At 42.9% G+C, this 15343-nt stretch carries 8 protein-coding genes and 1 pseudogene; 1 reads left to right on the top strand and 8 read right to left on the bottom strand.

Features of this window, described 5'->3' with window-relative positions:
* Positions 1-121: 121 nt before the first annotated feature.
* Positions 122-1741: pseudogene (locus L1266_RS13560) on the top strand (hybrid sensor histidine kinase/response regulator); the annotation flags it as partial.
* Here L1266_RS13560 and L1266_RS13555 read toward each other — a convergent pair.
* The 8 genes from L1266_RS13555 to L1266_RS13520 all read right to left on the bottom strand — a co-directional run bounded on the left by L1266_RS13555 (position 1738) and on the right by L1266_RS13520 (position 15307).
* The gene (locus L1266_RS13555) at positions 1738-4710 is read right to left on the bottom strand and encodes a DUF3857 domain-containing transglutaminase family protein (RefSeq protein ID WP_209327538.1); all 2973 of its coding nucleotides are present in this window, start codon (positions 4708-4710) and stop codon (positions 1738-1740) included. The pseudogene L1266_RS13560 and the gene L1266_RS13555 overlap by 4 nt on opposite strands.
* Positions 4711-4895: 185 nt before the next feature.
* Complete coding sequence (locus tag L1266_RS13550) at positions 4896-6176, bottom strand: sensor histidine kinase (RefSeq protein WP_235377702.1); 1281 nt, start codon at positions 6174-6176, stop codon at positions 4896-4898.
* The gene (locus L1266_RS13545; RefSeq protein ID WP_235377701.1) at positions 6177-7553 is read right to left on the bottom strand and encodes a sigma-54-dependent transcriptional regulator; all 1377 of its coding nucleotides are present in this window, start codon (positions 7551-7553) and stop codon (positions 6177-6179) included.
* A 63-nt stretch (positions 7554-7616) separates the two neighbouring features.
* Positions 7617-10061, bottom strand: a complete 2445-nt coding sequence (locus L1266_RS13540; RefSeq protein WP_235377700.1) for an ABC transporter permease — start codon at positions 10059-10061, stop codon at positions 7617-7619.
* Positions 10061-10813 carry an ABC transporter ATP-binding protein gene (locus L1266_RS13535; RefSeq protein WP_235377699.1) on the bottom strand — a complete coding sequence of 251 codons (753 nt, stop codon included), beginning with the start codon at positions 10811-10813 and terminating at the stop codon, positions 10061-10063. The genes L1266_RS13540 and L1266_RS13535 overlap by 1 nt, the downstream gene beginning before the upstream one ends.
* Complete coding sequence (locus L1266_RS13530) at positions 10810-12087, bottom strand: HlyD family secretion protein (protein WP_235377698.1); 1278 nt, start codon at positions 12085-12087, stop codon at positions 10810-10812. Before L1266_RS13530 ends, L1266_RS13535 begins: the two co-directional genes overlap by 4 nt.
* A gap of 153 nt (positions 12088-12240) precedes the next feature.
* Positions 12241-12903 (bottom strand): response regulator transcription factor, encoded by a 663-nt coding sequence (locus L1266_RS13525; protein WP_054552322.1) that lies wholly within the window; start codon positions 12901-12903, stop codon positions 12241-12243.
* A gap of 112 nt (positions 12904-13015) precedes the next feature.
* Complete coding sequence (locus L1266_RS13520) at positions 13016-15307, bottom strand: TonB-dependent receptor (RefSeq protein ID WP_166341221.1); 2292 nt, start codon at positions 15305-15307, stop codon at positions 13016-13018.
* Between the last annotated feature and the right edge of the window lie 36 nt (positions 15308-15343).

Genomic DNA, 15343 nt, shown 5'->3' with positions numbered 1-15343 from the left:
TTAGGTGAAAGGTTGATTTACCTAAATCAATACCTATGACTTTTGCAACTGACATGATGGTTTCCTCCTGTAATAGCCAACACTATGAGTTTAGCTAATGGGTGGGGCGTACCATCTAATTAATGAGCAGCGCCAGCCTCTAGAGCAGGTTGCCGAGTTTGTTGATGAAGCAAGCCAAGTACTTAAATTTAATCGTGACTTACTGCAATCAACAATCGAAAACATTCAACAAGGGATCAGTGTAGTTGACAGTGAGCTGCGCTTGGTAGCTTGGAACCAAGGCTACAAAAACATGTTCGCCTACCCAGATGATGCGCTTTACATAGGCCGCCCGGTTGCCGACATTATTCGTTTTAATGCCGAGCGCGGCTTATTTAGCGGCGAGAGCATGACCAGCGAAGTTGAAAAACGCTTAGCCTATTTACGCCAAGGCAGCGCTTATAAATACCAGCGCTCGCACAATGATGGTCGCGTGTTTGAAATGCAAGGTAACCCACTCCCCGGTGGCGGCTTTGTAACAACCTATACCGACATTACCGAGTTCGTAAAACAACAAAAAGCGTTAACCGAAGCCAATGTTAGCCTTGAAGAAAAAGTCGCAGCACGCACCTTGGCATTGACTCAAGCAAACCAAGAGTTGTCGATGGCAAAGCAAGTGGCGGAGCAAGCAACGGTCAGTAAAACGCGCTTTTTTGCCGCTGCTAGCCATGATTTACTGCAACCTTTCAATGCTGCGAGCTTGTTTTGTTCTTTAATGAATGAAAAAGCCCAAGACACCGAACTTAAAGAGCTGGCGATGAATATTAAGAATTCATTGGGCAGCGCCGAAGAGTTGTTATCGAGTATTTTAGAGTTAACCAAGCTCGATTCGGGCTCATTTAAAGTACAAATGAGCGAGTTTGCTGCCAGTTCGTTGGTTGAGCCTCTGCGTAATGACTACGAAGCCCTTGCCCGTGAAAAAGGCTTAAAGTTCATTATTGAAACCTGTGATGTGCGCTTGCATACCGACAAAGCGCTGTTACGTCGAGTACTACGTAACCTTTTGAGTAATGCGATTCGTTATACCGAGCAAGGTGAAGTGCGCTTAAAAATGCAGTACGACGATGACCATGTATCCTTTATTGTTGAAGACACAGGGATTGGTATTGCATCGAGCGATCAACAAACTATTTTCCAAGAGTTTAAACAGCTTGGTGCAAAGCCAAGCGCCGAGGGGTTAGGCTTAGGGTTGGCAATCACTAAACGTATATGTGACTTACTTAAAATACCCTTAGTGATGGGGTCTGAACTTGGTAAAGGCACGCAATTTACCCTTACCCTGCCTTGTAGAGTGAGTACTGCGCCTGCGCAAGCGAAAGGCGCTGAAGCATCACAAGAAACAGAGCTGGGGCAATTGCGTATTTGGTTGCTTGATAACGACCGCAACGTGTTAGAGGCATTAAAGCAGCTACTCGAAAATTGGGGCTGTGAAATTTCAATAGCCACTAACTTAGCGGAGCTTGAGCAGTTAAAGGCAAGTCAAGCCCTGCCGCAATTGTTGATTATTGATTATCAGCTTGATGATGGAGTAACGGGACTTGAAGTGATTGAGCAAGCGGCACTAACACGCTTACCAGCCATCGTTAATACCGCGAATCATGATGAAGGCATACGTGAGTTAGTGCTCGATGCGGGCTATCCATTGCTTTATAAGCCTCTGAAAGCGCCCGCCTTAAAACGCATGATTAAGCGACTGACTTAATCTGCGTTTTGCTCAGTTGCTAAGGTTGACTCTTTGAGGCGTTGCTTAACCTTGGCAACAAAGCGTCTATCTAGGTCGTCTTCATTGCTTAAGAATAAAAGCATCTCATTACCGTCATGATCAATAACGGTAAGTGAAGATGTTGTTAGAGGACTTTTTGCATAGTCTGCTTTCACTTCTTTTATTTCATTAAAGTAGAGCAGATCTTTTTCAATTACACCTTGTTCATTTTTCCAGTAACTAAAAAGCGTATTTTTCGTCATGCCATTGCCATCATCTCTGAAATCAAAAAATGCATCGCTATAAAAATACTCCACATTTTCATCACTAGGCATAATCTCTTGACGCTTTAAAAAGTTAACCTGATAAGACCAAAGTTTGTCACCTGTAACTATGGTTGAATTAGGCAATAAGTATAATTCAGCAATTAGCCCATAAAGTAGTAAAGGCGTCGCGAATACAGAAATTAGCAGCTGTCTTGCACGCCATTTTGAGTTGTACTCTAACGCATCTTTAGGTTGGTTCAGGTTTTGAATGTAGTTAACAATTGGTAGCCACAATAAAGGAATGATTAAGAATAGCCACATACCATAGTCACCTAGTGAACTTGCTATTTCACATACAATAATCATTAGCCAAATTACAAAAGCAACCGCAGTTGGTAATATTTTATTTTTGTTAAAGGTTTGTTCGCTATGTTTTATAAGTTGAAGAAACAGTGCAAAAAAGAATAAAGGCGCAAAAATACCTCGGGCAATGGGCATCATATGGCTGTTTTGTTGCTGCTTAATAAACTTCCAATTGCGATAACTCCAGTAATTAATAAATATGCCCAAGCTGAATAAACTATAAAGGTAAAATTTACTGTTGCTTACAGGGTAAAACTGCGCACCTTCAAATTCTGGACGTTTTCGAACTTCAAAACGCCAAGCCGCGATGAAAAAGATGATTGCCGCTAAGTAACTTAAAATAAAAACGCTATACCAGTTGGTTTCGTCATCTACTGGTGTGGTTGTGGCGCTATTTGTGCCGTATTTAATGATGCCGTAATGGGTCGCGTTATTGAGTTTTTTACGCTCGCTTAGGTAAAGGTCTATTTGATCGGCTGGAATATGATCCTGCTTAGCACTGTAATCAAAGTATAAGGTCAACACCGAGTCTTTAAATGTCACGCGTTTCTCGAGATGAAAAAATGGGTTATCGATTGTGGCCTGCTCATCATCAAACTGCCAATTAGAGTCCGTAAACGTAACCTTTATGGTTGTTTCGATATTATTTGGGTAACGAAACCACATTGGTGCATTGTTACGCTCTCGCTGTTCCGGCTTATAAACTGAGTTTTGAATTTCACTGGCGTAAAAGTCATTTTGAAAATCATTACCCTCAGGTCGCCAAAAGTCATCAATAGTATAGTGCTCATTGGTAATTAGCTGACCGGTGTCCTCTGGAGATTCAACCAGCATAGGTTTGGCAGTTTTTAAGCCCTTGTAGGTATCTTGATAATATTCGCGGTAATCATCTTCTATGCTTTTTAAGCTGTTTTTAGCGATTGAACTGCGGCGGCTAATTGCTTCAAAGTCACCGTATTTATATTGAGTTGAGAAACTAACTGGCTCATCAATACCTTCTGGGATCTGATAATTATCAGAAACCTGTATGCGTTTTAGGGCAGGCTCAGTGAACATATCCGTAAAGCCTGTTTCACCTTGCTTTATTATTAACGCTACATCGTAGTTCGGTTGAGCTAAATTTTCTAAATCGCCGCGCTGATACGAAATGGTCGGATCAAGCCAATAACGTTTACCTTGGTGCTCTAAGGTGACAATGACATGGTCAAATAAGCTAGGAGATACCGGTAAGCTAGCAGTACGTTTTCTGTCTTCAGTGTTAACTAAAGCAGGGTGAGCCTCTACGCCGAGTGCTTTAAGTAAAGAAATGAGCAAGACGGTTTTGTCTTTACAGTCGCCATAGCGCAGTGCCAAGGTTTCTGATGCAGGAGTTGGCTGGTGCGAGTTGGTGCCCATTTCTAGGCCCAAATAACGTACTTCGTCTTGGCTAAAGCGCAGGGCAGCCACAATTTGAGACTCTAAGTCGGCATGTTGAAACTTAATTTGACGGGCAATTGTTTCAATTGCAGGGCTTACTTCGATGGCTGATTGGTACAAAGGTAACGACCAATTGACTACCTCTTGCCAATTATTTACTTCAGAAAAATACACTTCCTTGTAAGGTGAATACCAATGCGGTACTTCGCTTGCGGAGCGAATGGTCGGCTCATTGTGTTGGCTAATTTGGTAGTCAAAACCCGTATCGAGCTTGGTTTTAGTAACTGGTGACTCGCCATTCATAAAGTTGATATATAAGGGCGAAGGCTTTTGCCACTTTACCCGCATAAATTGCTGCACTATCGGCACCGACCAGTTCAGTGTACGCTTGGTGCTGAAGTGCTGATAAACCGGATTACTCCCCGAAACCGTATAGCTGTAATCTAAAATATCCATGACCCGCATATCATCAATAATGACATTTAGGCTTAAGGTGCCATTGTATATACGACTTGCTAAGTCAGTCTCGCGTTGTAACACCTGTAGCTCGGCACTATTTAGTTTATCTATATATTGGCCGTCACGAATAATGCCTAAACTATTGAGCGTAAGAGATTGATAATTTGGGTCAAAATCAATATTCAGCTGGCTAATATAATCAACCCCAGACTGATTGACCGCTTGCATTACAGTACGATTAAAGCGTTGCTGTGGGGCTTGCTCAGATACCTGAAGCTGAGTGTCGAGCATCAGGTAGAAAGTCCCGTCTCGTATTTGGTCTCGAGGAATCTCAGGGGTGAGTAACTTATGTTGTTTTACCCAGTTAGCTGCGGGCGCAACTTGATACTCTTCTGCGGCTGCAAAGCAGCTCACAAAGAATAAAAAAACAGCCAGTAGCTTAAGTTGTAAGTGCATCCATTTCATTGTTATTTTCTAATTACGTTTAGCTTTATATGACAAATTACTGAATTTCGCGGCTTGAGCCAAATAAAATTCACTATTTAGGGCTTTTTTAATTTGGCTCATATAAATGCCTAGAAAATGGCGCTGAAGTTTTGCTTTTTATTTAGGTTTATCTAAGCGTGTGAAAGCCACATTTGTAAAATAAGTTAGCTGGGCACCGTAATTGTAGCTTCTGTGCCTTGCAGGGGTTTTGAGTTTATTGATAACTCAAAGCCTTGGTTACGCACAAGTTCTCGGGTGATCACAAGTCCTATACCTGTGCCATTTGCTTTGGTTGAGTAAAATGGCACGAACAAGTTATCGGGGTTTTGAATACCACAACCTTGGTCGCTAATTGCAATATTTAAGTTATCACCTAGTCTTGACCAAGTGAGGGTAGGGGCTGAATTGCTGCCAGCTTCAAAAGCATTTTTTATCAGGTTGATCAACGCTTGTTCTAGCTGACCGAAGTCGGCATTAATATGTAACTCTTCGCTGCTATTTATCACTAGTTCTGGAAATATAGCGCTTAAACGTGTGTTTAATTGCTCGCTACTGATTGCCTGCTTTTGTGCGGGTGGTAGCTTGGCAAACGCACTGTAACTGGCTACAAAATCAAGCAAGTGTTGAGCGCGTTTTTCTATAACTTGCAGCATATCTTGGGCGAGATCATCGTGACTGCTAATTTGTCCTTGGCGCTTAAGGGTTTGCAATGACTGACTCATTGAATAAATCGGCGTGAGTGAGTTACGTACTTCATGATTCAACACTCGAATTAAACGTTGCCAAACAAGTTGTTCGTTATCGCGAAGCTGTTGCTCAATTGAAAAGAAGGTTAGTAATTCAAAGTTTCTGCCGGTCCGCCAAAAAGTCTGCGATGAAATTTGAAAGCGTTGTTTAAACAGTGAGTCACTGTTTTGTTGCCATTCGCCATCATGCTGGGCAATGCCTAAGTCGCTGGCCGATTTACCTTCAATCTGGCGATGACTAATACTGTTGATAAACGCCTTATTGCTAAAGTAAATCAAGCCATGGGGGTCTAGTATGACGATGGGTAAGTCCAGCATGCTGGCAAATTCAAAAACAAACTCTTCTGTTTGCATGTAATGGCGTTTGTTCTTGGCTATTTTATTGCTGAGCTTGGCAAAATCTTGCTTAAGCGCTGCAACTCGTCCACTTTGGTAAGACGCTAAATGCCAACTATTACTTTCGTCATTTGCCAATGCATCTAGTTGCAGACCAAAGCGTTCAACCACATCGGTGATCACACGGTAGCTTTTAATTAAAGCAAAAGCGCTTATCCCAATAAACGGCAATAACAGGCTGATACTGGCAAACCAATCTAGTTTTAAGCTGAGCGAAAGGGCAATGCCAAGCGTTAATAGCACCGCTATAACCATATAAAAATAGCGTCGAATACGCTGCTCTAACGACAACTTACTACTCATTTAGCGTTCTACTTCTTTTAAATCGAGCTGATGTTTATCAATGCGACGATAAATAGCCGATTTACTTAATCCTAAAAACTCTCCTGCGGCGATAACATTGCCATTAAATTGCAGCAGCGCTTTTTGAATCATCTGTTTTTCAAGCTCTTCAAGGGGCAATAGTGGCAAAGCTTGTTCGGCATTGCTATTTGGTTGCTCGCAACTTGGTTGATCTAAAATGAGGTCATTGGCTTGAATATTGTTGTTATCGCTCATGATCACCGCGCGTTCAATACAATGGCTAAGCTCACGAATATTACCAGGCCAGCTGTAATTTTTTAGCGCCTTTAGAGCATCATCACTGAGCGCCATATTTGCACGTTGGTATTTTTTACCATGCACTAACAATAAGTGTTCAGCTAAGGGAGCGATGTCGTCTTTTCTATCGCGAAGCGGTGGAATGTGCAGTTCAATAGTATTGAGTCTAAATAATAAGTCACGGCGGAACTCACCCTGCTCAATGGCCGTAGCTAATTCACTATTGGTAGCAGAAATAATGCGAACATCGGCGGTTTTGGTTTGGCTTGAGCCAAGCACTTCGAATTCTTTGCTTTCTAGCACGCGCAGCATTTTACTTTGTAGCTCAAGGCTTAAAGTCGCAATTTCATCTAAAAATAAGGTACCGCCTTCGGCAATTTCAAACCGTCCTAAGCGGTCTTCTTTGGCATCAGTGAAAGCGCCTTTCTTATGGCCAAATAATTCACTTTCGAATAGCGTTGGCGCAATGGCGCCAACATTCACGCTTACATAGCGTTTATCAGCTCTGAGTGAATGCTGATGAATATAATGTGCCAATAAGCTTTTGCCAGTGCCATTTTCGCCGGTAATTAAAATACTGGCATCGGTTTTTGCTGCGCGCTCAGCTTTGGCAAGCAACAGTTGCATGATTTCTGAGTGGGCTATGTAGTGGGCCTGTGTGTCACTGGTAAGCGCCTTTAAACAGGCATTGTCGTGATTACTTTGCTTGAGCTTGAGTTGTTGTTGCACAACGGCGGTTAAGCGTAAGTTATTCCATGGCTTTTCAACAAAGTCGACAGCCCCTAATTGCATGGCTTTAACGGCAACATCAATGCTGGCCCATGCGGTCATGACAATGACTGGTATGGTCGAACCTAATTGATTTAGTTGCTTTAAAAAGCGTAACCCTTCTTCACCTGAGGTGGTGTCGAGCTTGTAGTTCATATCGAGCAAAATCAGGCTAATATGCTCTGATTTTAATAACTCAAGGGCATGTTCAGGGCCTTCGGCCTCAAGGCAATGTAAGCCCAATTGTTGTAATGCAACAGTAGCAGCCAGACGTACATCAGCTTGATCGTCTATGACTAAGATTTTGTCCATGATGTTTTCTTATTATCCTGTTGAGGCAGCTTAAGCTAAAACTAAAGCTGCCATTTTGTGCTGTTAATCGTTACGCAGTGCGGCCATAGGTTTTGCTTTAAGCAGTAAAACCAAAGGTCTAAAGCAAGCGAATAGCGCAATACATAAGGTAATACTCCAAGCAAGTAATTGCAGTCTTACATCAAGTATCAGCCAAGACATTAGCTGGCCTTGTAACATGTAAAAGCCCATCATTACCACAGCAACCGCAAAGCCAATGAGCACAGGGATAATAGCTTCAACACTCATCAGCTTGAATAAGCGTGCTTTTTTTGCACCTAATGCCATACGAATACCAAACTCATAACGGCGCAGACCCAGGTTGTAGCTTAGTACCCCAAAAATACCAATTGCTGCTAATAATAGAGTAAATAGCGCTAAGGTACTACATAGAACCACGGTCAGTCGGCTCATATACAGTAAATTGTCGTACTCTTGTTGCAGGTCATTAAACTGCCACATGGTTAGGTCGCTGTTCTTTTCTTTTAGCGTATTAAGTATTTGTTTATTTGTTAGCTTAACGCCTTCAGAAGCTTTGATAGTAAACATGTAGCTATACGGTGTTGCTGGCCACCAAATATGACGACCAAACGACTCATCGTAGTATTTAGGGTGATTAAAATCTTCGGTTACACCCACCACTTCATACATCTTTTCTTCTAAGCCTTGGTAGCTCTTGCCGATGATATTTCGATAGTCTTGGCCTGGTAATAAGTTCTCTGCAACGCTGACCGAGACAAGTATCTCGTTGGTTTCACCACGTATAGCTTGTTCGCTAAAGGTGCGGCCAGCGAGAATTTTGGTGTTAACTAACGCAAAGTAATCAGGCCCTACCCACTGACTAGGGAAGAAAATTGAGCTTTTACCGTTTACATCAGTCAGGGTGTTGGCATTTTGTCTTGCTGATACTGGGCTGTGACCCAAGGCAACATCATCAATGCCTTGGCTATCAAGCAAAACCTGCTTGTATTGCAGCATATGTTCGTAGCGCTCAGCCAATGACATCTGATTATTTGGCTTGAACAGGTTGGCAAAATACAGGTTTTCGGTATCACTGCCGAGTGGGCGGTTAATCGTGCCCATGGCTTTACTCACTACCATCACTGAAAAGCTAACAAGCAGCGCGGCAACAAACATTTGTGAACCAATTAAAATACGCACTGTACGGCCAGATACCTGTGAAACCCCGCCTTTACCACTGTTCTGCATTTGCGTATTTAGGGTTTTGTAATTCACCAAACGCGCTGTAATTACAGAGAAAATATAAGCAAGAGCAATACACAGTATGATGGCAACAATGACCAACGTGCTATCCACGGCCAAGCTATTAACCAGTGGCAGTCGGCCTTCTGCTAGTACTTTAAATAAACGTATGCCCCATACCGATAAAAACAGCGCAATGCTTACCGATAAGGTCATTAAAATCAGTGACTGTAAAAAGATACTTTTAAATAATGTGCTGCGTTTTGCACCTAACACCGCCTGCAAAGCGAGGGTTTTATGTTGAGCAAGAGCGCGCGAGAAGAATAAAGTGCTTACATTAAGTACTGCAATAATCAGTAGCCCTACTGCACCGGCTAACATCATTAAGCTTAAGTCATCGTTATTACCCAGCTCAACGTCACGATACGGGGTTACTTCAGGTTTTACATCGGTGATCCCCCCGTTGTTTAGCCACTCTGATTTAACCGTATCAATTTGCTGTTTTAAATCGACTTTAACTTGATCTATGGTGACCCCAGGCTTTAAAACTGCAATCAGTTTTAGGTTTTTGAAAGTGTTTGTCCACGGGCTTTGCCAATCGTCATTGTGAAAGAAACGGCGGTCCGCACTGGATGGAAACCACACTTCAACGTCACTTGCTTTAAACATGTAGGGTGGGCTGAATGAGTCATCAACAACACCGACGATACGGTGAACGTAATCGGTTTCACCCGCCATGACTGAAAGTGTTTTACCAATAATGTTCGGGTCGCTGTTGTAATGCTTGCGCCAGAAGTTAGCAGAGATAACAACGCGGTCATCAGGAGTTTCGAGTGTTTCTCCAAGGTCAAAACCTTGTCCCATTAAAAATGGTGTGTTTAATAAGTCAAAATAGTTGCCGCCAACATACAGCACAGGCTCTTTCGGTTCGCCATCTAGGTTTGCAAAGATTTGCTCACCCGCATTGATCATCATACTTTGTTCAAAGCTTTGATTATGCTTAAGCCAATGCACCATCGATTGATAGCTTTGAAAGCCGGTAGCATCGTAGTCATCATAAGTAAGTGATTGCTCAACCACCACCATACGGCTTTCATCGTACACATCAAGGGGCTTTAAAAAGTAGCTGTTAACAAGGCTAAGCACCACAAACAAGGTGGCAAGAGTTAAAGCAAGCGTTGCGATAACTGCTGTTACAAAGCCCGGAGCATTCATTAATGATGCCCACGCCAAGCTAAATTGGGCGCGTGTTTTGGTTAATTTCATTACACCACCTCAGCGCTTTCAAGTGCATGCTCAGTATTGTCGCTGCTAGGTGCTTGGCGAGCTTCAGAGTAGGAAACAATTTCACCATCTAGCAATTTAAGTTGCGTTTTAGCACGTCCGGCATAACGTAAATCATGGGTTACCATACAAATGGTGGTGCCTTTTTTATTCAGCTCATCAAGCAAGTCCATGACGGCATCACCATTTTTTGAATCTAAGTTACCGGTTGGCTCATCCACCAATAAAATACTTGGCTTGCCAGCCAATGCGCGGGCAATAGCAATACGCTGTTGCTGACCACCTGATAATTGGTTTGGTTTATGCTGAGCACGGTGGCCCATCTCAACTTCATCAAGGGCTTGTTTTACAGCAAGCTCAATTTCGCTTGGGCTCATGGCTGGCTCTCGATAAGTGAGCGGCAGTGCTACGTTGTCAAATACCGATAATTCATCAATTAGGTTAAACGACTGAAATATAAAACCAATGTGAAGGTTTCTAAGTTCAGCTTGCTGATCCATATCAAGGGTTTTTGTGTCGACTTCTTTAATGAAATAGTCGCCAGCAGTTGGGCTATCGAGTAAGCCTAATAATGACAGTAGCGTCGATTTACCACAGCCAGATGGGCCGCTAATGCAGATATAGTCACCTTGGTTAATATTCAGGCTGATGTCTTTTAATGCATAGGTTTCAACATTTTGGCCGCAATAAACTTTGGCGATTTTGTTTAATGAGATAAGCGTATTGGTTTTCATAAACTGTCCTGTTCGATTTTTATTGTTGCCAAATGCTGCCATTTAGAAAGGTCTGAAATGATCAGCTGTTCGCCCACGGTGGCACCGCTCAAAAGTTGAATTTGATTGTCACTGAGTGTACCAAATTCGATATTGGTTGGCGTTGCTAACTGGGTATTTGGATTAAGTTTAAACAGCGTGGCTTCGCTGTGTGCTTGTGCTTTTTGTGGCACGTTAATGGTTAATGCATCGGGAATAATGTTGCTAACGACATAGCCTTCGATGCTTAAATCGGGGCGAGCATTAGCGGGCAGTGTGCCTTGTAAATCAAGTTCGATAATAACTCGGCCATCGGTAACAATAGGGTCAATTCGGGTGACTTTGGCATCAACTTCACTGTGGTCTGCTTGGCTAAAAGTATTTACTTTCGCTGCCATATTGAGTGCCACTTTTTCGGCATCTGCTTGCTTAACGCTTAGCTCTGCTTTGAGTGCTTTATTTGAGCCAACCACCGCAAGGCGGGTACCCGGCACGAGGTTTTGGCCAAGTTCAACATTCAATTCTTGCAGCATGCCATCGATACCTGCCGTTATTTGCAGCTGATCAAAAGCCTGTTGCTCAACTTGATAATTAAGCTCAAATTGGCTTAATAGTTCTTGCTGTATTTTGCTACGTTGTAAGTGCATTTCTTTAAGCTGTGCAAGGCGTTGTTGCTCGATACTTACGCGCTCTGTAAGCTGTGCAACGTTTAGCATGCTTCGTTTGTAATCGAGGCTTGAAACAATCCCTTGCTCGATCAGTTTGCTTTCAGCATCGACTCTAAGCTCTGCACTTTGCAGCTCACTTTTTAATATGGCGAGATTTGCTTGGCGCTCAAGTAGTTCACTTTGCTGGTTAATTCTTTGCTCATTAACACTGGCTTTTTGGCGAGCAAGTTCTAGCCGAGCGACCGATAAACGCTGCGCTTGCTGTGGGTTGACGAGGCTTAAAATCACTGTGTCTTTTTTAACGATAGTGCCGGGGTATACATGGATAGCTTCGACCATTGCGGTGTCGGTATTGGTTAAATAACGTTGATACTTTGGTTTTAAACGGCCAAAGCCACGTATTTTTACCACAAAATCGGCTTGTTCTACGGTTGCTATTTGCAGCTGGCTTGCAGCAACCACAGTGGGGGTTGTCCATTGATACACCATTAAAGCGCCAAGAGCCGATACGCCAATGGCTGCAACAGCCAGCCATTTTTTAGCTTTTGATTGCTGAGGTTTGCGTTTTAGTGTGCTGTCTAAATCCATGATACTGAGAAATATAAATAATCATGGAATAGCTAAGGCGAGTTTTGTGCCAAAAGTTAAGGTGTTGAAAAGTAGTAACTTTTTATCTTTTGCAACGCGAGCTTTTCCCACTACTGGGAAAGCGAGTTTTAAAACTGGGAGTGAATGCTTAAATTAGCTTTCTTCGATTTTGCCAACCTGCGAAAGCTGGTTAAACAAAATGCCTGCCTGAGTGCGGTTATAGACATTGAGTTTGCGTAAAATCGCTGACACATGTTGTTTGATTGTAGTTTCTTGAATCGACATTTCAAAGGCGATTTGTTTATTCAATAAACCGTCGGCAATCATCGCTAGTACGCGGTATTGCTGGGGGGTTAGTTTTTCGAGGTTACGAGCAAATTCGCTTTGTTCATCGTTGATCACCACATCGGTTAAATCTACTTCAGGTGGTAACCAAGTGTCGCCGTTGAGTACATGGCTAATTGCTTCACTGATAACATCTAAAGAAGATGACTTAGGAATATAGCCAGCAGCGCCAAGGCTCATCGCTTGTTTGATTATGGCGGGTGTCTCATTGGCAGAGACCATGATTACCAAGATATCAGGGTAGTGGTTACGCAGTTGCGAAAGGGCTTGCAGGCCATTTGCACCTGGGATCGTAAGGTCTAAAAATATCAGTTCAATCTCAGGGTGAGCGCTTAACAGTGCAAACAAACCATCAATGTCACTGGTTTCTTTAATATGTTCTTCTGGCACTGATGTCGCGGCAGCTTGACGCAGCGCACTTCTAAATAACGGGTGATCATCGGCGATTATGGTGTTCACAGCTAAAGACATTCCCTCGATTCTCCAATGCGTTATGTTATAAGTGATTTTGCCTTTTGAAACAAGGTTTGCCTGAGGGGAAGTTTCAGACAAACCTTTCTCACACAAGGATTTAGATTCTATTTTAGAAACGGTAACCAACAGTGAAGGCTACAGTGCGAGGGTCGCCGTAGTAACCAATCAGGGTATTATCACCACCTAAACCTGGGGTGTATTTGCTGGTATCTGTTGGGTCTGTTGGATCAGGTGCTACGAACTGGTAACCACCAATCATGTACTCTTCATCCGTTAAGTTTTTACCGTAAAGACCAGCCGTCCAGTGACCATCTGTGCTGTACCAAGTAATACCCATATTAAAGATACCGTAAGCATCTTGCGTTAATAGGCTATCTTCTTCGAATAGCGCGTAGTCGCCTCTGTGGTAGTAGTTACCATTGACAACAAAGTCACCCATTTCTGTGTACATGCGGTACGTTGCACCCAGGTTAAAGGTTAAATCAGGTGTGTTTGATACCGTAAAGCGGTCTGATTTATCGAATGCTTCACCCGTTTCTGGGTCGTAATCAATTACGTTATCAAAGCTACTATCGATGTAACCCACTGATGCATCAAAGCTGAGTGATTCTGTTGCAACATAGTTAAGCTCAAGCTCAATACCATCTGATGTTGACTCACCAATGTTACCTAAGCGTTGGTTCAGATCTGCTGCGCTATCACCCGGTAATACCGAAATATATTGACGGTCTTTATGGTCAAGGGTGAATAACGTGACGTTTGCACGTAAGTTGTTGTTCCACTCACTCTTCATACCGATTTCGAATGAATCGACGATTTCTGGCTTTGCAGCTGGCTCTGCAGTGGTTGCACGAGGGTTGAAAGTACCTGACTTAAAGCCTTGCGCATAACTTGCAAAGAACATGATGTCACGATTGTACTGGTATTCAACGCCAGCACGTGGTGTGAAGCGTGACCATTCTTCTTCATCATCGAGTACTGTTGGTACAAGCTGACCTTCTGGGCGAGTGTAACCTGGTACCCAACCTGATTCAGGGTAAACAATGTCAAAGATTAGGCCATTGTTAACCTGCGCTTCTTTTTTGTCTTTGGTGTAACGTGCGCCGAGTGTCATTGACCATTTATCTGTTAAATCAATCGAGCTTTGGATATACGCTGCTTTACTGTTTGAGTTACTACAGCCGCTTACTTCACGAGTTAGGCCTGGTGCCCCTAAGCTTTGACCTAAGATACCTAAAATAGCCTCAAATTGACCGCAAGATTCACCATCATAGTAGTAAAGACCTGAAACCAATTTGTAGTTATCGCCTTGATGATTTAGCTGCAACTCGTGAGTCGTTTGCTCATCATCGTAAATAGCAGGTACGTCGAAAATTTGCAGTGACGTGTTATCAAAGTCGATATTCGTTGGTGAGTAGCTCTCACGGCTTGAACCAATATATTTAATGCTAGTGCTGTCAGTCATATCCCAACGAGCAGTTAGGCTGTAGCCTTCAAGTTCAACTTTGTTCCATGTTGGTAAGCTGGTGTATGAGTCATACACACTGTCTGGAACTGGTGCATCGGTAAGAATACTAGGTAGTAAACGGTAACCACCTTTTGCGTTTGATTTGTCTTCTGTTTTATCCCACGCGAGGCGGAAGAATAAGTCATCAGTCGGTGTGTATTCGAGTGTAACACGAGCTGCGGTTACGTCTTTGTTGTAGTTTTCGCGGTCTTGGTTATCAAGAGCCGATGTTAAAAACTCACCAAAGCCATCACGGTTAAGCGTTGCAAAACCAAAACCCACGTAAAGTTTTTCGTCAACAATCGGTAATTGGCCAGTGATTTTTAAATCTTTTTGGTTATAGCTACCTACAGTGCCTTGAATATTTAATGTTGCATCACCGCTCATTTCTTTGGTGACGTATTTAATGGCACCACCAATGGTATTTTTACCGTAAAGCGTCCCTTGCGGGCCGCGTAATACTTCGATTTGTTGAACATCAAGTAGATCAAGCACGGCACCTTGAGGGCGAGCAAGATAAACATCATCAATATAGATACCTACACCTGGCTCATAGCCCCAAAGTGGATCTTGCTGACCTACACCACGAATAAACGCAGTAATTGTAGAGTTAGTACCACGGCTTGCTTGCAAGGTAGTATTTGGCGAGAACTGCTGAACTTCGGTCATAACGACAATGCCATTTTCAGCCAGCTCTTCAGCACCAATTGAAGTGACTGCGACTGGCACTTCTTGCAGATTTTCAACAGTTTTACGTGCTGTTACCTGAATACGTTCAAGTTCACCTTTTTTTGCTGCAGGTTCGGCTTGTTCTGCCGCTTGAGCACTGACACCTGCCAAAGCAAGTGATACAGCCAGAGTAAGTGGCGCGACTTTTGGGTTAAGCTTTATCATGTTGTATTCCTTGTTATTGTTGTCATTAGTCTTATG

Origin of the sequence: Pseudoalteromonas sp. Cn5-37 (assembly GCF_021532495.1) — a bacterium.
GTDB classification, from domain to species: domain Bacteria; phylum Pseudomonadota; class Gammaproteobacteria; order Enterobacterales; family Alteromonadaceae; genus Pseudoalteromonas; species Pseudoalteromonas simplex.
Note: the sequence above shows the minus strand (reverse complement) of the source record. Positions and strands in the feature narration are given on the sequence as shown.